Source organism: Pseudomonas sp. C32, assembly GCF_030417915.1.
GTDB lineage: Bacteria > Pseudomonadota > Gammaproteobacteria > Pseudomonadales > Pseudomonadaceae > Aquipseudomonas.
The window spans coordinates 74,690-91,941 of the sequence record NZ_JAUHUK010000019.1 but is presented as its reverse complement, the minus strand read 5'-3'; the positions used below and the strand labels follow the sequence as shown (position 1 = coordinate 91,941).

The 17,252-nt window shown below is 58.5% G+C and carries 18 protein-coding genes; 15 read left to right on the top strand and 3 right to left on the bottom strand.

What is annotated here, in order from left to right; all coding sequences use genetic code 11:
- Window positions 1-2 precede the first annotated feature (2 nt).
- The 4 genes from kdsA (at window position 3) to ispD (ending at window position 3,440) form a co-directional block, all read left to right on the top strand.
- Window positions 3-848 carry a 3-deoxy-8-phosphooctulonate synthase gene (gene kdsA / locus QYH43_RS20975; RefSeq protein ID WP_095058907.1) on the top strand — a complete coding sequence of 282 codons (846 nt, stop codon included), beginning with the start codon at window positions 3-5 and terminating at the stop codon, window positions 846-848.
- A gap of 148 nt (window positions 849-996) precedes the next feature.
- On the top strand, window positions 997-2,286 hold the full coding sequence (gene eno, locus QYH43_RS20970; RefSeq protein WP_095058906.1) for a phosphopyruvate hydratase: 1,290 nt from the start codon (window positions 997-999) through the stop codon (window positions 2,284-2,286).
- Between the two features lie 171 nt (window positions 2,287-2,457).
- Window positions 2,458-2,736, top strand: a complete 279-nt coding sequence (ftsB, locus tag QYH43_RS20965; protein ID WP_095058905.1) for a cell division protein FtsB — start codon at window positions 2,458-2,460, stop codon at window positions 2,734-2,736.
- A complete protein-coding gene (ispD, locus tag QYH43_RS20960; RefSeq protein ID WP_095058904.1) occupies window positions 2,733-3,440 on the top strand; it encodes a 2-C-methyl-D-erythritol 4-phosphate cytidylyltransferase in 708 nt (235 codons plus the stop codon). Before ftsB ends, ispD begins: the two co-directional genes overlap by 4 nt.
- Before the next feature lie 62 nt (window positions 3,441-3,502).
- On the opposite strand, the gene QYH43_RS20955 is transcribed toward ispD, so the two are convergent.
- A complete protein-coding gene (locus QYH43_RS20955; RefSeq protein ID WP_095152017.1) occupies window positions 3,503-4,399 on the bottom strand; it encodes a LysR substrate-binding domain-containing protein in 897 nt (298 codons plus the stop codon).
- 107 nt (window positions 4,400-4,506) lie between these two features.
- Here QYH43_RS20955 and QYH43_RS20950 point away from each other — a divergent pair, with 107 nt between their 5' ends.
- The 8 genes from QYH43_RS20950 to rpoS all read left to right on the top strand — a co-directional run bounded on the left by QYH43_RS20950 (window position 4,507) and on the right by rpoS (window position 11,637).
- On the top strand, window positions 4,507-5,619 hold the full coding sequence (locus QYH43_RS20950; protein WP_008054058.1) for an S-(hydroxymethyl)glutathione dehydrogenase/class III alcohol dehydrogenase: 1,113 nt from the start codon (window positions 4,507-4,509) through the stop codon (window positions 5,617-5,619).
- Window positions 5,620-5,627: 8 nt separating this feature from the next.
- Window positions 5,628-6,473: an S-formylglutathione hydrolase gene (gene fghA / locus QYH43_RS20945; RefSeq protein ID WP_095152018.1), complete on the top strand. Its 846-nt coding sequence runs from the start codon at window positions 5,628-5,630 to the stop codon at window positions 6,471-6,473.
- A gap of 43 nt (window positions 6,474-6,516) precedes the next feature.
- Complete coding sequence (gene ispF / locus QYH43_RS20940; RefSeq protein WP_038979164.1) at window positions 6,517-6,990, top strand: 2-C-methyl-D-erythritol 2,4-cyclodiphosphate synthase; 474 nt, start codon at window positions 6,517-6,519, stop codon at window positions 6,988-6,990.
- A complete protein-coding gene (truD, locus tag QYH43_RS20935) occupies window positions 6,987-8,045 on the top strand; it encodes a tRNA pseudouridine(13) synthase TruD (RefSeq protein ID WP_095152019.1) in 1,059 nt (352 codons plus the stop codon). Before ispF ends, truD begins: the two co-directional genes overlap by 4 nt.
- Window positions 8,033-8,782: a 5'/3'-nucleotidase SurE gene (gene surE / locus QYH43_RS20930; protein ID WP_095058900.1), complete on the top strand. Its 750-nt coding sequence runs from the start codon at window positions 8,033-8,035 to the stop codon at window positions 8,780-8,782. Before truD ends, surE begins: the two co-directional genes overlap by 13 nt.
- Before the next feature lie 41 nt (window positions 8,783-8,823).
- Window positions 8,824-9,459 (top strand): protein-L-isoaspartate(D-aspartate) O-methyltransferase, encoded by a 636-nt coding sequence (locus QYH43_RS20925; RefSeq protein WP_177408824.1) that lies wholly within the window; start codon window positions 8,824-8,826, stop codon window positions 9,457-9,459.
- Between the two features lie 211 nt (window positions 9,460-9,670).
- On the top strand, window positions 9,671-10,525 hold the full coding sequence (locus tag QYH43_RS20920) for a peptidoglycan DD-metalloendopeptidase family protein (RefSeq protein WP_095152021.1): 855 nt from the start codon (window positions 9,671-9,673) through the stop codon (window positions 10,523-10,525).
- A gap of 104 nt (window positions 10,526-10,629) precedes the next feature.
- Entirely contained in the window at window positions 10,630-11,637 is a 1,008-nt protein-coding gene (rpoS, locus tag QYH43_RS20915; RefSeq protein WP_095058897.1) for an RNA polymerase sigma factor RpoS, read from the top strand.
- 471 nt (window positions 11,638-12,108) lie between these two features.
- Here the strand turns inward: rpoS and fdxA are convergent, their stop codons facing one another.
- Both fdxA and mutS read right to left on the bottom strand, forming a co-directional pair.
- On the bottom strand, window positions 12,109-12,432 hold the full coding sequence (fdxA, locus tag QYH43_RS20910; protein ID WP_095152022.1) for a ferredoxin FdxA: 324 nt from the start codon (window positions 12,430-12,432) through the stop codon (window positions 12,109-12,111).
- A 142-nt stretch (window positions 12,433-12,574) separates the two neighbouring features.
- Entirely contained in the window at window positions 12,575-15,154 is a 2,580-nt protein-coding gene (gene mutS, locus QYH43_RS20905) for a DNA mismatch repair protein MutS (protein ID WP_095058895.1), read from the bottom strand.
- Between the two features lie 198 nt (window positions 15,155-15,352).
- Here mutS and QYH43_RS20900 point away from each other — a divergent pair, with 198 nt between their 5' ends.
- The 3 genes from QYH43_RS20900 to QYH43_RS20890 all read left to right on the top strand — a co-directional run bounded on the left by QYH43_RS20900 (window position 15,353) and on the right by QYH43_RS20890 (window position 17,237).
- Complete coding sequence (locus tag QYH43_RS20900) at window positions 15,353-16,087, top strand: XRE family transcriptional regulator (protein ID WP_095152023.1); 735 nt, start codon at window positions 15,353-15,355, stop codon at window positions 16,085-16,087.
- Between the two features lie 188 nt (window positions 16,088-16,275).
- Entirely contained in the window at window positions 16,276-16,617 is a 342-nt protein-coding gene (locus QYH43_RS20895) for a phage holin family protein (RefSeq protein WP_095152024.1), read from the top strand.
- Window positions 16,618-16,736: 119 nt separating this feature from the next.
- Window positions 16,737-17,237 carry a CinA family protein gene (locus QYH43_RS20890; RefSeq protein WP_095058892.1) on the top strand — a complete coding sequence of 167 codons (501 nt, stop codon included), beginning with the start codon at window positions 16,737-16,739 and terminating at the stop codon, window positions 17,235-17,237.
- The last annotated feature ends 15 nt before the right edge of the window (window positions 17,238-17,252 follow it).

Below are 17,252 nucleotides of genomic sequence, written 5' to 3'. Positions count from 1 at the left end.
TGATGGCCCAGAAGATTATCCGCGTCGGCGATATCGAGATTGCCAACGACAAGCCAATGGTGCTGTTTGGTGGCATGAACGTGCTGGAAAGCCGTGACATGGCGATGCAGGTCTGCGAAGAGTACGTCAAGGTTACCGAGAAACTCGGTATCCCTTATGTGTTCAAGGCCAGCTTCGACAAGGCCAACCGCTCCTCCGTGACCTCTTACCGTGGCCCGGGCCTGGAAGAAGGCATGCGGATTTTCCAGGACATCAAGCAAGCCTTCGGCGTGCCGATCATCACCGACGTCCACGAGCCGGATCAGGCCGTGGTCGTTGCTGAAGTCTGCGACATCATCCAGTTGCCGGCCTTCCTGTCGCGCCAGACCGACCTCGTGGTCGCGATGGCCAAGACCGGCGCGGTGATCAACATCAAGAAAGCCCAGTTCCTCGCGCCTCAGGAAATGAAACACATCCTGAACAAATGCGTGGAAGCGGGTAACGATCAGTTGATCCTCTGCGAGCGCGGTTCGAGCTTCGGCTACAACAACCTGGTTGTGGACATGCTCGGCTTCGGCATCATGAAGCAGTTCGAATACCCGGTGTTCTTCGACGTGACCCATGCGCTGCAAATGCCAGGCGGTCGCTCCGATTCCGCGGGCGGTCGTCGCGCCCAGGTCCTCGACCTGGCAAAAGCTGGCATGAGCCAGTCCTTGGCGGGCTTGTTCCTCGAAGCTCACCCGGATCCGGACAATGCCAAGTGCGATGGCCCTTGCGCCTTGCGTCTGGACAAGCTCGAGCCATTCCTGGCCCAGCTCAAAGCTCTGGACGATCTGGTGAAGAGTTTTCCGACGGTAGAAACCGCGTAACATTTGAATCCGGTTGGAGGAGCCGGCTTGCTGGCGATGGGTGCCCTGAGGGTGCTATCGCCAGCAAGCCGGCTCCTGCAGATGTGACCTACAAGTTATAAATCGAGCGGTACAAAGCTTTTTCGTCAACTTTGGAGTGTTTACAGCAATGGCTAAAATCGTCGACATCAAAGGTCGTGAAGTTCTCGACTCCCGGGGCAATCCCACCGTGGAAGCGGATGTGCTTCTCGACAACGGCATCATCGGCAGTGCCTGCGCGCCGTCCGGTGCTTCCACTGGCTCGCGTGAAGCGCTCGAGCTGCGTGATGGCGACAAGAGCCGTTACCTGGGCAAAGGTGTTCTGAAGGCCGTCGCCAACATCAACGGTCCGATCCGCGACCTGTTGAAAGGCATGGACCCAAGCGACCAGAAAGCGCTCGATCTGGCAATGATCAAGCTCGACGGTACTGAAAACAAAGGTTCCCTGGGCGCCAACGCGATCCTCGCCGTTTCCCTGGCCGCGGCCAAGGCAGCAGCACAGGACCAGGACCTGCCGCTGTACGCTCACATCGCCAACCTGAACGGCACCCCGGGTGTTTACTCGATGCCGGTTCCGATGATGAACATCATCAACGGTGGCGAGCACGCCGATAACAACGTCGACATCCAGGAATTCATGGTTCAGCCGGTTGGCGCCAAGTCTTTCTCGGAAGGTCTGCGCATGGGCACCGAGATTTTCCATCACCTCAAAGCTGTGTTGAAGGCCCGTGGCCTGAGCACTGCCGTGGGTGACGAAGGTGGTTTCGCACCGAACCTGGCGTCCAACGAAGATGCACTGAAAGTGATCTCCGAAGCCGTGGCCAACGCTGGCTACAAGCTGGGCACCGACGTGACCCTAGCACTGGACTGCGCCGCCAGCGAATTCTACGAAGACGGCAAGTACAACCTGTCCGGCGAAGGTCAGGTGTTCACCGCTGAAGGTTTCGCCGATTACCTGAAAGGTCTGACCGAGCGTTACCCGATCATCTCCATTGAAGATGGCCTGGACGAGTCCGACTGGGCTGGCTGGAAAATCCTCACCGACAAGATCGGCGAGAAGACCCAACTGGTAGGCGACGACCTGTTCGTGACCAACACCAAGATTCTGAAAGAAGGCATCGATAAAAAGATCGCCAACTCGATCCTGATCAAGTTCAACCAGATCGGCACCCTGACCGAAACCCTGGAAGCCATCCAGATGGCCAAGGCTGCCGGTTACACCGCCGTGATCTCGCACCGCTCCGGCGAAACCGAAGATTCGACCATTGCCGACCTGGCTGTGGGTACTGCGGCTGGCCAGATCAAGACCGGCTCCCTGTGCCGTTCCGACCGCGTGTCCAAGTACAACCAACTGCTGCGTATCGAAGAGCAGTTGAACGGCAAAGCCAAGTACAACGGCCGCAGCGAATTCCGCGGCTAAGCAGTACGTGGTAAAAAAGACACCGGATTGTGTCGGAAAAATCGCTACAGCGACGTTTTTGCCACTAATCTGATGTCTTATGAGCACAAGCCTGGTTCTTCCAGGCTTCGTGCTATCAGTAGCTTCATGTTTTGGTGTGGCTGTTTTTTTTCACTGGATACCTGATATTCGATGCGCAGTCCCAATTGGTTGTTCCTCGTCTTGCTCCTGCTGCTGGCTGGCCTGCAGTACCGCCTGTGGGTGGGAAATGGCAGTCTGGCGCAAGTGGCCGAGTTGACTCAGCAGATTGCCGATCAGCAAGCTGAGAACCAGATCTTGCTGGAACGCAATCGGGTGATGGACGCTGAAGTCAGCGAGTTGAAGAAGGGCATGGAGACCGTCGAAGAACGGGCTCGCCACGAGTTGGGCATGGTCAAGGACGGTGAAACACTTTACCAGTTAGCGCAATGAACCAGACGTTACCGGCCTTCTGGGCCGTGATTCCTGCCGCGGGCGTCGGTGCCCGTATGGCCGCGGACCGTCCCAAGCAATACTTGCAACTGGGCGGGCGCACAATTCTCGAACACAGCCTCGGCTGTTTCCTTGATCATCCTTGCCTGAAAGGCCTGGTGGTCAGTCTTGCTGTTGATGATCCTTATTGGCCGAACCTGGCGTGTGCCGGCGATACACGTATTGCGCGGGTCGAGGGCGGCTCCGAGCGGTCCGGCTCGGTGCTCAATGCGTTGTTGCATCTGCATGCGCAGGGTGCCGACGATGAGGATTGGGTACTGGTCCACGATGCCGCACGGCCGAACCTCAGTCGTGACGATCTGGACAAATTGCTGGCTGAGCTGGCTGACGATCCTGTCGGTGGACTGCTGGCGGTTCCGGCGCGGGATACCCTCAAACGGGTCGACAAGCACGGTCGTGTGGTAGAAACCGTTGATCGTAGTGTGATCTGGCAGGCCTACACACCGCAGATGTTTCGCCTTGGCGCATTGCATCGGGCATTGGCTGACAGCCTGGTGGCAGATGCCGTGGTCACCGATGAAGCCTCGGCGATGGAGTGGGCCGGCTTGGCGCCACGCCTGATCGAAGGGCGATCCGATAACCTCAAGGTGACGCGTCCTGAGGATCTTGAATGGTTGAGACAGCGTTGGGCTAATCGCCGCTAAAAGATCGATTGCGTATCACCTGAGGTCCTGTAGGAGCTGCCGCAGGCTGCGATCTTTTGATCTTAAATCCTGTACTCCGGCCTTTCAGCCAACCCCTCCTTCAAGTAATCCACCAACTTGCGCACCTTCGGTGACAGATGCCGCTGCTGCGGATACAGCGCCCACACGGCGGTATTCGGTGGTTGATGCGCCTCCAGCAGTGAAATCAACCCGCCGCTGTTCAAATGCTCCAGTACGTAATAATCCGGCAACTGACACAGCCCGACACCTTGCAGCGCCGCGTCCAGCACCGCTTGCCCACTGTTGCAACGCCAGTTTCCCTGCACCCGTTGCGAAAACTCCCGCCCGTTCTGTTCCAGCTGCCAGACGTCCGAGCTACCGATCAGGCAATTGTGCCGATTGAGTTCCGACAGACTGTGTGGCCGACCATAGCGTTCTATGTAGGAAGGGGATGCGCAGAGAAACATCCGACGCGGCGCGAGGCGTGTGGCGACCAGTCTCGAGTCCTGCAAACGGCCGAGGCGGATCGCCAGGTCCAAGCCCTCGTGCACCAGGTCGAGTTGGCGATTGGTCAGTTCGATGTCGATGCGCAGTTGCGGATACAGCCCCATGAAACGGGTCACCAGCGGCACGATGAAGCGCTCGCCGTAGGCCACGGCGCAGGTCATGCGCAGCATGCCCTTGGGTTCGCTGGTCAAGTCGCCGACTGCACGCAGCGCTTCTTCCCGGCCATCCTGCAAGCGCTGGCAATGTTGCAGGAAGGTTTGCCCGGCTTCGGTCAGCGTGACCCGGCGGGTACTGCGGTAGAGCAGACGAGTCTGCAAACGTTCTTCAAGGCGTACGATTTGTCGACTGACATGGGAGGAAGAAACCCCCAGTCGCTCCGCCGCCGCGGTGAACTGGCTGCATTCGGCAACGGCGACGAACTCGTCAATGCCTTCCCAGCGATTGTCGGACATCGATGATTATCCCTGCATGGCAATAATGTTTTGCTTTTGTCCGGATTATTCACTGTGTGGCGCTGTATTACACTCACGGTCTCGTTTTAATTCACTGGAGAGTCACCATGATCAAGTCGCGCGCCGCCGTTGCCTTCGAGGCCAAGAAGCCTCTGGAGATCGTTGAAGTCGATGTCGCCATGCCCAAGGCCGGTGAAGTGTTGTTGCGCGTGGTGGCTTCCGGTGTCTGCCATACCGATGCCTACACCCTGTCGGGCGCCGACCCGGAAGGCATCTTCCCGTCGATTCTCGGTCACGAAGGCGGGGCGATTGTCGAGGCAATTGGCGAGGGCGTGACGTCTGTTGCGGTCGGTGATCATGTAATCCCGCTGTACACCCCGGAATGCCGCCAGTGCAAATTCTGCCTGTCGGGCAAGACCAACCTGTGTCAGGCGATTCGTGCGACCCAGGGTAAAGGCCTGATGCCTGACGGCACTTCGCGTTTTTCCTACAAAGGCCAACCGATTTTCCACTACATGGGGACCTCGACGTTCTCCGAGTACACCGTGTTGCCGGAAATCTCCGTCGCCAAAATTGCCAAAGAAGCACCGCTGGAAAAAGTCTGCCTGCTGGGCTGCGGTGTCACCACCGGCATCGGTGCGGTGCTTAACACTGCCAAGGTAAAACCGGGTGACACCGTGGCCATTTTCGGCCTCGGCGGCATCGGTTTGTCCGCGGTCATCGGCGCGGTGAAAGCCAAGGCTGCGCGCATCATTGCCATCGACATCAACCCGGCCAAATTCGAGATCGCCAAGCAACTGGGTGCAACCGATTGTGTGAACCCGAAAGACTTCGATCGCCCGATCCAGGAAGTCATCGTCGACATGACCGATGGCGGCGTCGACTTTTCCTTCGAGTGCATCGGTAATGTGCAACTGATGCGCGCGGCGCTGGAATGCTGCCACAAGGGTTGGGGCGAGTCGGTCATTATCGGCGTTGCCGGTGCCGGCCAGGAAATCTCGACCCGTCCGTTCCAGCTGGTCACCGGTCGCGTCTGGCGCGGTTCGGCGTTCGGTGGCGTGCGCGGCCGTACCGAGTTGCCAAGCTATGTGGAAATGGCCGAGACCGGCGAAATCCCGCTGGATACTTTCATCACCCACACCATGGGCCTGGAAGATATCAACAAGGCGTTTGACCTGATGCACGAAGGAAAAAGCATCCGCTCCGTCATCCATTTCTGAGGTCCGCCATGAGCCTGGAAAACATCTCCTGCCAGAAAAGCTTCGGCGGCTGGCACAAACGCTACCGTCATCGGTCCGAAGTGCTCGGCTGCGACATGGTGTTCGCCGTGTACCTGCCGCCGCAAGCGGAGCAGGGTGGCACGTTGCCGGTGCTGTACTGGCTGTCCGGCCTGACCTGCACCGACGAGAACTTCATGCACAAGGCCGGTGCCCTGCGCATGGCCGCCGAACTGGGGCTGATCATCGTCGCGCCGGACACCAGCCCGCGCGGTCCTGATGTGCCGGGTGATCCGGAGGGTGCCTGGGACTTCGGTCTCGGCGCCGGTTTCTATTTGAATGCCACTCAGGAACCCTGGTCGCGGCATTATCGGATGCATGACTATGTCGTGCAGGAATTGCCGGCATTGGTCGAAGCCCATTTCCCCGCATCGGACAAGCGCGGCATCAGCGGACATTCCATGGGCGGTCACGGTGCATTGGTCTGTGCGCTGCGCAATCCGGGGCGTTATCGCTCGGTGTCGGCGCTCTCGCCGATCAACAATCCGATGGATTGCCCATGGGGGCATAAGGCTTTCTCTCGTTACCTGGGAGAAGACCGTTCGAAATGGCGTGAATGGGATGCCTGTGCGTTGATCGCCGAGGCTGACGAGAAGTTGCCGTTACTGGTCGATCAAGGCGATCGCGATGACTTCCTTGCCACCCAGCTCAAGCCGGAAGCCTTGCAACAGGCCAGCAAACTGGCCGGTTATCCGCTGACGTTGCGCCTGCAACCGGGCTACGACCACAGCTATTTCTTCATCGCCAGTTTCATCGAGGACCACTTGCGGCATCACGCGCATGCTCTAGGTGCCTAATGCAGGTAGAATCACGCCCTGACAAAAATCGGGGCGTTTTTTTATGCGTATTGGCCACGGCTATGATGTGCACCGTTTCGCTGAAGGCGATTTCATTACTCTGGGCGGCGTGCGTATCGCACACAGCTTCGGGCTGCTCGCTCATTCCGACGGTGACGTCCTGCTGCACGCCTTGAGCGATGCCTTGCTCGGCGCTGCTGCGCTGGGTGATATCGGCAAGCATTTTCCGGATACCGATCCACAATTCAAAGGCGCCGACAGCCGTGTGCTGTTGCGTCATGTCGTTGCCCTGATCCACGCCAAAGGCTGGAAGGTCGGCAACGTCGACAACACCATCGTCGCCCAGGCGCCGAAAATGGCCCCGCATATCGAATCGATGCGCGCGCTGATTGCCGCGGATCTTCAAGTTGAGTTGGATCAAGTGAACGTTAAAGCTACCACCACCGAAAAGCTCGGCTTTGTCGGTCGCGAAGAAGGCATCGCCGTGCATTCCGTTGCCTTGTTGTTGCGCGCATGAACGAACTGCAATTGCTTGGCCCCCGTGCATACGGCGAGCCCCTGGGCTGCGCGGTACTGAAAGCCATCGCGGAAGATTTTCAGGTCGATGAAGTCCTGGATATTCCGCTCAGTGGCGACGGCGAGCACCTGTGGATCTGGGTGGAAAAGCGTGGCTTGAACACGGAAGAAGCGGCACGGCGAATCGCCAAAGCGGCAGGCGTCCCCTTGCGTACCGTCAGTTATGCCGGGCTCAAGGACCGTCAGGCGTTGACGCGTCAGTGGTTCAGCGTGCAACTGCCGGGCAAGGCCGATCCGGATCTGTCGGCCGCAGAAAACGACACGCTGAAAATCCTCAAGACCAGCCGTCACAAGCGCAAGCTGCAACGCGGTGCCCACTCGGCCAACGGGTTCACTTTGCGCCTGACGCAATTCGCGGGTGACAAGGCCGCCATCGACGAACGCCTGCAGCAGATCGTTAAACAAGGCATTCCGAATTACTTCGGTACCCAGCGTTTCGGGCATGACGGCGGCAACGTGGTCGACGCCCGCGCCTGGGCCGCACGCAAGGCACTGCCGGAGCAGCGCAACGTGCGTTCGCGCCTGCTTTCCACGGCCCGCAGTTTTCTGTTCAACCAGGTGCTGGCGGCGCGGGTTGCCGATGGCACCTGGCAACGTGCCCAGGTCGGTGATTTGCTCGCGTTCACTGACAGCCGCAGTTTCTTTCCAGCCGGTGAGGCCGAGTGCAGCGACCCGCGTCTGGCGATTCTTGATCTGCACCCGACCGGGCCGCAGTGGGGCGAAGGTGACTCGCCGACCGCGGGCGCAGTCCATGAACTGGAGCAGGCAATCGCCGCGCGCGAAGCAGATTTGCGCGATTGGTTGATTAACGCCGGAATGAGCCACGAACGTCGCATCCTGCGGCTGCCCATTGGCGGGTTGACGTGGCATTATCCCGAGCCTGACATTCTGCAACTGGAATTCGTCCTGCCGGCCGGATGCTTTGCCACTGTATTAGTGCGCGAGCTTGTTGATCTGGTGCCGGTGGGGCAGACGGACAGCCCATGCGTATTCTGATTTCGAACGATGATGGGGTAACCGCACCCGGTCTTGCCGCGCTTTATGCTGCGCTGGCGGATTACACCGAATGCGTGGTTATCGCCCCGGACCAGGACAAAAGCGGCGCCAGCAGTTCGCTGACGCTCGACCGTCCGTTGCACCCGCAAACCCTTGCCAATGGCTTTATCAGCATCAATGGCACGCCCACCGATTGCGTGCACCTGGGCCTTAACGGCTTGCTGGAGCATGAAGTGGACATGGTGGTTTCCGGCATCAACCTGGGCGCGAACCTGGGGGACGATGTTTTGTATTCCGGCACGGTGGCGGCAGCCCTTGAAGGGCGTTTCCTGAAGTGTCCTTCGTTTGCTTTTTCGTTGGTCTCTCGACAGGTCGAGAATCTTCCTACAGCAGCCTATTTCGCACGCAAGCTGGTCGAGGCGCACGCCGGTCTCGACTTGCCACCGCGTACGGTGCTGAACGTGAACATTCCCAATCTGCCGCTTGACCGCATCCGCGGTATCCAACTGACCCGTCTCGGTCATCGCGCCCGCGCGGCTGCGCCGGTGAAGGTGGTAGATCCACGAGGCAAGTCCGGATACTGGATTGCGGCGGCGGGGGATGCCGAGGACGGCGGCCCGGGCACCGATTTTCATGCGGTGATGCAAGGTTATGTTTCGATCACTCCGTTGCAACTGGATCGTACCTTCAACGATGCCTTCGCAAGTCTCGATGGCTGGCTGGAGGGGCTGCGCTAATGGGGCGTGAACAAGACGATATGCTGCGTCGCGGCATCGGAATGACTTCTCAACGCACCCGCGAACGCCTCATTCAGCGCCTGTATGAAGAAGGCATCTCCAACGCCAAGGTGCTGGAAGTCATTCGCCGTACACCGCGACACCTGTTTGTCGATGAGGCGCTGGCACACCGTGCCTACGAAGACACCGCGTTGCCGATCGGGAACAACCAGACCATCTCCCAGCCGTATATGGTGGCTCGCATGAGCGAGTTGCTGCTGGAAGCAGGGCCGCTGGACAAAGTGATGGAGATCGGCACCGGCTCGGGCTATCAAACGGCGGTGCTGTCGCAACTGGTCGAGCGGGTATTTTCGGTCGAGCGCATCAAGGTCTTGCAGGATCGGGCCAAGGAACGCCTGGTCGAACTCAACCTGCGCAACGTGGTGTTCCGCTGGGGTGATGGCTGGGAAGGCTGGCCTGCACTGGCTCCGTACAACGGCATCATCGTGACCGCCGTGGCGACAGATGTGCCACAGGCATTGCTGGATCAGCTGGCGCCAGGCGGGCGTCTGGTGATTCCGGTCGGCGCCGGTGAAGTCCAGCAATTGATGTTGATCATCCGTGAAGAGCAAGGGTTTTCCCGGCGTGTTCTGGGCAATGTGCGCTTCGTTCCACTGCTCAATGGGCCACTGGCCTGAGCATTTGTTTCAGTCCGCTGAATTCTCTTCGATTGCCTCTGTCTTACAGCGGCATCGAATGGTTAAACGGGTTGTTTTGCCAGACCGCAAACGTGTGCGCCAAGCTATTTCGCTTCATTAAGGGTAAAGCCTGCACGGCCCGTTATACTTGCGACATTTCGCGCCGGAATCCGGTATTTCACATTTTCAGCCACCACAGAGGGAGCGGCGGGTGAGTCTCACAGTCATTGCGCAGCGTATGGGTAAAACGAGCTTTCAGCGCCTGGTGACTGGCCTTGTCTTGAGCACCTTGCTGGTCGGTTGCTCCAGCAACAAATCCAGCGACGCACGTGTTGTTGACCGAAATGCCGCCGCGCAGCGCCCGGCAGTGACAACGGGGCAATACGTCGTTCGGCCAAAAGACACCCTGTTCTCCATCGCTTTTCGCTACGGCTGGGACTACAAGGCCCTCGCGGCACGAAACAACATTCCAGCGCCTTACACGATCCGGCCGGGTCAGACGATTCGCTTCGATGGGCGCACCGGTTCAACATCGACAAACGTGGCAAGTTCGTCCGGTTCATCGCCTTCGTCGTCGAGCAAAACCACGGTTGTACGTCGAGCGGCAAACGGTTCGACCACGACCACAACGACGGCTGTACCGTCCGTCGCGAGCAAACCAGCCCCCGCGCCGATGCCTCCAGCAGGCCCAGCCCCGACCGGCTGGGGATGGCCTTCTAATGGCATTCTTATTGGAAAATTCTCTTCAAACGGCAGTTTGAATAAAGGAATTGATATCGCCGGAGATTTGGGACAGCCTGTTTTAGCTGCGTCTGATGGGACGGTGGTATACGCCGGGAGTGGCTTAAGGGGCTACGGCGAATTAGTCATCATCAAACACAGCGAAACCTACGTCAGTGCCTACGGACATAACCGCAGGCTGTTGGTCCGGGAGGGGCAGCAGGTCAAGGTCGGACAGACAATTGCGGAAATGGGGTCAACGGGGACAGACCGGGTGAAACTGCATTTTGAGATTCGCCGCCAAGGTAAACCAGTAGATCCGCTGCAATTCCTGCCACGCCGTTGATCGCTACCAGCCTGTTCCGTCGCGTAGAGGGGACAGGCTCCAGCGTTGCCAAGGATAAAGGCGTCGCTTGAGCTTGAGGTCGAACTCACCAAAGGACTATAACAATGGCTCTCAGTAAAGAAGTGCCGGAGTTTGACATCGACGATGAGGTTCTCCTTATGGAGGCCGTTATCGATACGGATTCGATGTCGAATGATGAAGGGGCGGCTCCACCTTCCGTTCGCGCGAAATCCAAACACTCCGCTTCGTTGAAGCAACACAAGTACATTGACTACACGCGGGCGCTTGATGCCACGCAGCTGTATCTCAATGAAATCGGCTTTTCCCCCCTGTTATCCCCCGAAGAAGAAGTTCATTTTGCGCGCTTGTCGCAAAGTGGCGATCCGGCCGGGCGCAAACGCATGATTGAAAGCAACCTGCGGCTGGTGGTGAAAATCGCCCGGCGCTATGTCAATCGTGGCTTGTCGCTGCTCGATCTGATTGAAGAGGGCAACCTCGGCTTGATCCGGGCAGTGGAGAAGTTCGACCCCGAGCGCGGTTTCCGCTTTTCGACCTACGCGACCTGGTGGATTCGTCAGACCATCGAACGCGCAATCATGAATCAGACCCGCACCATCCGGTTGCCGATTCATGTGGTCAAAGAGCTGAACGTGTACCTGCGGGCTGCACGGGAGCTGACGCAAAAACTCGACCACGAACCCTCACCCGAAGAAATCGCCAACCTGCTGGAAAAACCGGTGGGAGAGGTCAAGCGCATGCTCGGCCTGAACGAGCGGGTATCTTCAGTCGATGTCTCGCTGGGGCCGGATTCGGATAAAACCCTGCTGGACACCCTTACCGACGACCGACCTACCGATCCATGCGAGCTGCTGCAGGACGATGACCTGTCGCAAAGCATCGATCAATGGCTCTCGGAGCTGACCGACAAGCAACGCGAGGTGGTCATTCGCCGCTTCGGCCTGCGCGGTCATGAAAGCAGTACCCTCGAAGACGTAGGCCTGGAAATTGGCCTGACCCGGGAACGGGTCAGACAGATTCAGGTGGAAGGATTGAAGCGACTACGCGAAATCCTGGAGAAAAACGGCCTGTCGAGCGAATCGCTGTTTCAATAAGGCATTCGTTGCGATGGCGTTAAAAAACCCCGACTGGCTCGGGGTTTTTATTGCCCGCTTTTTGACGAAGTCTGATTTTGGTTTTTTGTTTTGCGTTGTAAGCCCTGGCTTACTCTTGCGTAAGTGTTCGTATTTTTTAACCTGGTCAGGCGACTATTTTGAGTGGGTTGTATTTTTATCTACTTGATTTATAAGGATAAAAATAAAAGTTAACTGCATGTGGCAGTCGTCGCCGCCATTAGTAGGTCGATTGATCCAGGTGAAGAAAGCTCTAGTATTCAGCGTGTGCCGACGGACAGGCACGTCTTTCAAGGATGAGGGAAAGGGATATCGCAGGATGCGATTCATCAGGACGATGAAAAGGAACACAGGGAATAGGGAAAAAATGTGGGCGGGTCAAACCGCCCCTTTTTTTGCCTGCAGAAAAGCAAAAAGGCCCTTGTGGGGCCTTTTCAGAGAACGCGGGGGTAATCAGCGTTCGAGGTGTTCGAACTTGTCTTTCTTGCCATCCCACTCTTCGGAGTCTGGCAGTGGATCTTTGCGTTCAGTGATGTTCGGCCAGATCTCGGCCAACTCCGTGTTCAACGCAATGAAGTGTTCCATTCCAGCAGGCACTTCATCTTCGGAGAAGATGGCCACAGCCGGGCATTCAGGTTCGCACAGTGCGCAGTCGATGCACTCATCCGGGTGAATCACCAGGAAATTCGGGCCTTCGTAAAAGCAGTCCACCGGACACACTTCTACGCAGTCGGTGTACTTGCACTTGATGCAGTTGTCGGTGACGACGAAGGTCATTTCTAATTTTCTCCTCAGGCGCGGCTTGCTGCGCCCCTTCACGTAGGGGTCGCCAGGTTTGGGAGCGATAGTCTGCAGGTCAGGCTAATAGCCCACAGCATCCCAAACCGCGCGAGATTCTAACAGCTTGCAAGCGTGTGCGTTAGATCCGTGTCTTTAGTGTATAGAGCATTTCGAGAGCACGACGGGGCGTCATATCGTCCAGATCCAGCTTGGCGAGATCGTCCAGCACCGGATGCGGCAGGCTGGCGAACAGATCGCTTTGCTGCGGCGCGGCCGGTTTGCCTTTGGCTGGCTGGGGCGCTTCGTGGGGCAGGGCGGTATCTTCCAGGCGGCTCAAATGCTCACGGGCGCGCGCAATCACTTCAGTTGGCACGCCAGCCAGCTGGGCAACAGCCAGGCCGTAGCTCTGACTGGCCGGCCCCGGCAATACGTGGTGGAGGAACACGATGCGTTCGTTGTGCTCGGTGGCATTGAGATGCACGTTGGCCACCAGCGGTTGAGCCTCAGGCAACACGGTCAGTTCGAAGTAGTGGGTGGCGAACAGCGTGTAAGCGCGCAGATACGCCAGGCGTTCGGCGGCAGCCCACGCCAGGGAGAGGCCGTCGAAGGTGCTGGTGCCGCGACCGACTTCGTCCATCAGCACCAGGCTGCGCTCGGTGGCGTTGTGCAGAATGTTCGCGGTTTCGCTCATCTCGACCATGAAGGTCGATCGCCCACCGGCCAGGTCATCGCTGGAGCCGATGCGGGTGAAGATCCGGTCGACCAGCGACAGTTCGCAACTGGCGGCCGGTACAAAGCTGCCGATATGTGCCAACAACACGATCAGCGCAGTCTGGCGCATGTAGGTGGATTTACCGCCCATGTTCGGACCGGTAATGACCAGCATGCGCGTGTTGTCGTCCAGGCTCAGGTCGTTGGCCACGAACGGCGTGGTCAATACCTGCTCAACCACTGGGTGACGACCTTGACTGATGCGCATGCACGGCTCGCTGACGAAGCGCGGGCAGTTCAGGTCGAGGTTCAGCGCGCGTTCGGCCAGGTTGCTCAGCACGTCCAGCTCAGCCAGCGCGCCAGCCGTGTCTTGCAGCGGTGGAAGTTGGCTGATCAAGTCTTCGAGCAATGCCTCGTACAGCATCTTTTCGCGGGCCAGGGCACGACTCTTGGCGGACAGCGCCTTGTCTTCGAACGCCTTGAGTTCCGGGGTGATAAAGCGCTCGGCACCCTTGAGGGTCTGACGGCGGATATAGTCGGCCGGTGCTGATTCGGCCTGCTTGCTTGGCAATTCGATGAAGTAACCGTGGATGCGGTTGTAACCGACCTTCAGATGGGACAGGCCAGTGCGGGCCTTCTCCCGTGCTTCGAGGTCGATCAGGAATTGCCCGGCGTTTTCGCTGAGCGATTGCAGTTCATCGAGTTCGCTGTCGTAACCGGTCTTCAGCACGCCGCCGTCACGGATGACCGCCGGTGGATTGTCGACGATGGCTTTTTCCAGCAGCGCCGCCAGTTCCGGGTAGGTGCTGGTGGTGGTTGCCAATTGCTGGAGGTGCGGCGCCTCGAGCTCGGTCATTGCCACTTGCAGTTGTGGCAGGGCGCCGAGGGCATCTCGCAGGCGTGCAAGGTCGCGCGGACGTGCATTGCGCAGGCCGATTCGCGCGAGAATCCGCTCGATATCGCCGATTTCCTTGAGCTGGGGTTGCAGTTGCTCGAAGCGATAGCGGTCGAGCAGGCACGTGATCGAGGTCTGACGAGCCAGCAGAACGGTCAAGTCTCGCAGTGGGCGATTCAACCAGCGGGTCAGCAGGCGGCTGCCCATGGCCGTCTGGCAACGATCAACCACCGATTGCAGCGTGTTGTCGCGACCGCCCGCCAGGTTGGTATCGAGTTCCAGGTTACGACGGCTGGCGCCGTCCAGCACCACCGTATCGTCCAGGCGTTCATGGCGCAGGCTGCGCAAGTGCGGCAGGGCGGTGCGCTGGGTTTCCTTCGCATAAGCCAGCAGGCAACCGGCGGCACCGATGGCCAGGGTCAGGTTTTCGCAGCCAAAACCTTTGAGGTCCTGGGTGGAGAATTGCTGACAAAGACTTTTCAGCGCCGAATCGCGCTCAAAATCCCACGGCGCACGGCGACGAACCCCACGGCGTTTTTCCGCTGGTAGATCCTTCGGCCAATCGTCCGGGATCAACAACTCAACCGGGTTGACCCGCTCCAGCTCTGCCAGCAGGTTTTCCCAGCCCTTGATTTCCAGCACGCTGAAGTTGCCGCTGGTGATGTCCAGCACTGCCAGACCGAACAGGCGCTCATCGCCCAGTACCGCGGCGATCAGGTTGTCCCGGCGTTCATCCAGCAGCGCTTCGTCACTCACTGTCCCCGGTGTGATGATCCGCACGACCTGCCGCTCGACCGGCCCTTTACTGGTGGCCGGGTCGCCGACTTGTTCGCAGATCACCACCGACTCACCGAGCTTCACCAGTTTCGCCAGGTAGCCTTCGGCGGCGTGATAAGGAATCCCGCACATCGGAATCGCCTGACCTGCCGACTGCCCACGGGCGGTCAGGGTGATGTCCAGCAACTTGGCGGCCTTCTTCGCGTCCTCGTAGAAGATCTCGTAGAAGTCACCCATGCGGTAGAACATCAGCTGGTCCGGGTGCTGGTTCTTCAGGCGCCAGTACTGCTGCATCATCGGGGTGTGGGAGGACAGGTCGGAGAGGGCTTTATTCATTGGTAATCTGGAAAACTCGTTGAAAGGTGTAGGGCAAAGGAGGGACATCGGCCCGGCTTTTGCGCAATGGACGCAAGATTACCATGGGCGGTCTGCCGGACGCAGGCGCGAACGCCCTGTGGTGTGTTTCAACGGCTTTATGCATTGTTATGCAATTGAGCATTTGTCTTCTCTGAAGAGAACACGCACTATTCGTTTATGCAAAAACGCAATGTTTCTACTGTCCTGAGAGCGCTGCTCGATCAGCACGGGATCTCCCCCACGGAGCTTCACCGTCGCACCGGCGTGCCTCAATCCACGCTCTCGCGGATTCTCGGCGGGAAGATTGTCGATCCGTCGGATAAACACATCTCGAAGATCGCCGAGTATTTTTGTGTGAGCACCGACCAATTGCGGGGGCGGGTGGATATCACGGCGGCCAACACTGCCGGGCGCAGTCAGCTGCACTCGGAGCTCAAGGACATAAGCCTGTGGGACGACGACACCCCGGTCGATGACGACGAGGTATCGGTGCCCTTTCTTCGTGAGGTTGAATTGGCCGCAGGGTCCGGACGCTTCGTCATTGAAGAGAGCGAGCGCTCTAGTCTGCGTTTCGGCAAGCGCAGCCTGCGTCATAACGGTGTGCAGTTCGATCAGGCCAAATGCGTGACGGTGCGCGGTAACAGCATGCTGCCTGTCCTGCGCGATGGCGCCACGGTCGGTGTGAATGCCGGCAAGTGTGGCATTGGCGATATCGTTGACGGCGACCTGTATGCGATCAATCACAATGGTCAATTGCGGGTGAAACAGCTGTACCGCCTGCCGACCGGGATTCGACTGCGCAGCTTCAATCGGGATGAGCATCCCGACGAGGATTACACGTTTCAGGATATCCAGGAGGAGCCAATCGTCATCCTCGGCCACGTTTTCTGGTGGGGTATGTACGCCCGCTAGCCTGTGCAGATGCTTGGATAAAACCGCCGCTTGTGCGGTTTTTTTTCGTCTGGGGAAAGCATTGGCTTATCGGTTATATGCGCTTGCGCATTGACTGAGTATGCATTGGTGCATATTCTTGTTGCCTGTCTGACGAGAGTTGGCGACGACAGATCTGATTTTTCACCGGTTATCCAGGGAGGCTCGAAATGACCGCAGAGCAGTATGCGTTGTTGGATATGCCTCTTTGGCTGGTCATCACTCTGCCACTTCTTGGTGGCGTCGCCGGTGAAATGTGGCGTGCCGATAAAGAAGGTGTGAGGGGTTGGCCCCTTGTCCGTCGCCTGACCTTGCGGTCGGGCTCCAGTATGATTTGCGGCGTGTCTGCGATCATGTTGCTGCACGCCGCGAATGTCTCGATCTGGGCCGTTTGTGCGGGCGGCTGTCTGACCGCAATGGCCGGAACGGACGTCGTTATCGGGCTTTATGAGCGTTGGGCCGCCAAGCGTATAGGTGTTCCTGATCGTTCATCCCGTGACACGGCGGATTGATCACCCGCGAGACCTTTTGCCAGAGCCTCCGATTCCTCACATTTTGATTGACCCTGCAGCTTGCAAGTGCGGTTTGCTCGTGTACGGTTAACCTCATTCCGCCCGATCAGGAGATGACTGTGAAAGAGATCACCCAACTGGCCGCTGAACTCGGCCGACACCTGCAGGTTCTCAATGCTCACGTCACCACGGCCGAGTCTTGCACCGGTGGCGGCATTGCTGAGGCAATCACCCGTATACCGGGGAGTTCGGCATGGTTCGAGGCCGGTTATGTCACCTACTCCAACCGACAGAAAACCCTGCAACTCGATGTCCCGGTGGAGTTGTTCACCACGGTCGGGGCGGTCAGTCGTGAAGTGGTCGAGGCCATGGTCCGGGGGGCGCAGAAAAAAAACAGCGCGTATTTTTCCGTGGCCGTCAGTGGCATCGCCGGGCCGGATGGTGGAACGGCGAACAAGCCGGTCGGCACGGTGTGGCTGGCCTGGGGCGTGGGGGATGAGGTGTTCAGCGAGAGGCAGCACTTCCCCGGTAACCGTGATGATGTCCGCCGACAAACGGTGAAGGCCGCGCTAGAGGGGTTGCTTCGCTATGCCGCGGCAGAAATCTCAAATCAGGGGTAGGCGATACCGAATCGC

What these genes read in the sequence shown, in the direction of transcription:
- ftsB (WP_095058905.1), top strand. Translation starts at nt 2,458, where the DNA reads ATGCGCAGTCCCAATTGGTTGTTCCTCGTCTTGCTCCTGCTGCTGGCT.
- ispD (WP_095058904.1), top strand. Translation starts at nt 2,733, where the DNA reads ATGAACCAGACGTTACCGGCCTTCTGGGCCGTGATTCCTGCCGCGGGC.
- truD (WP_095152019.1), top strand. Translation starts at nt 6,987, where the DNA reads ATGAACGAACTGCAATTGCTTGGCCCCCGTGCATACGGCGAGCCCCTG.
- QYH43_RS20950 (WP_008054058.1), top strand. Translation starts at nt 4,507, where the DNA reads ATGATCAAGTCGCGCGCCGCCGTTGCCTTCGAGGCCAAGAAGCCTCTG.
- fdxA (WP_095152022.1), bottom strand. Translation starts at nt 12,432, where the DNA reads ATGACCTTCGTCGTCACCGACAACTGCATCAAGTGCAAGTACACCGAC.
- kdsA (WP_095058907.1), top strand. Translation starts at nt 3, where the DNA reads ATGGCCCAGAAGATTATCCGCGTCGGCGATATCGAGATTGCCAACGAC.
- ispF (WP_038979164.1), top strand. Translation starts at nt 6,517, where the DNA reads ATGCGTATTGGCCACGGCTATGATGTGCACCGTTTCGCTGAAGGCGAT.
- fghA (WP_095152018.1), top strand. Translation starts at nt 5,628, where the DNA reads ATGAGCCTGGAAAACATCTCCTGCCAGAAAAGCTTCGGCGGCTGGCAC.
- surE (WP_095058900.1), top strand. Translation starts at nt 8,033, where the DNA reads ATGCGTATTCTGATTTCGAACGATGATGGGGTAACCGCACCCGGTCTT.
- eno (WP_095058906.1), top strand. Translation starts at nt 997, where the DNA reads ATGGCTAAAATCGTCGACATCAAAGGTCGTGAAGTTCTCGACTCCCGG.
- QYH43_RS20895 (WP_095152024.1), top strand. Translation starts at nt 16,276, where the DNA reads ATGACCGCAGAGCAGTATGCGTTGTTGGATATGCCTCTTTGGCTGGTC.
- mutS (WP_095058895.1), bottom strand. Translation starts at nt 15,154, where the DNA reads ATGAATAAAGCCCTCTCCGACCTGTCCTCCCACACCCCGATGATGCAG.
- rpoS (WP_095058897.1), top strand. Translation starts at nt 10,630, where the DNA reads ATGGCTCTCAGTAAAGAAGTGCCGGAGTTTGACATCGACGATGAGGTT.
- QYH43_RS20900 (WP_095152023.1), top strand. Translation starts at nt 15,353, where the DNA reads ATGCAAAAACGCAATGTTTCTACTGTCCTGAGAGCGCTGCTCGATCAG.
- QYH43_RS20955 (WP_095152017.1), bottom strand. Translation starts at nt 4,399, where the DNA reads ATGTCCGACAATCGCTGGGAAGGCATTGACGAGTTCGTCGCCGTTGCC.
- QYH43_RS20925 (WP_177408824.1), top strand. Translation starts at nt 8,824, where the DNA reads ATGACTTCTCAACGCACCCGCGAACGCCTCATTCAGCGCCTGTATGAA.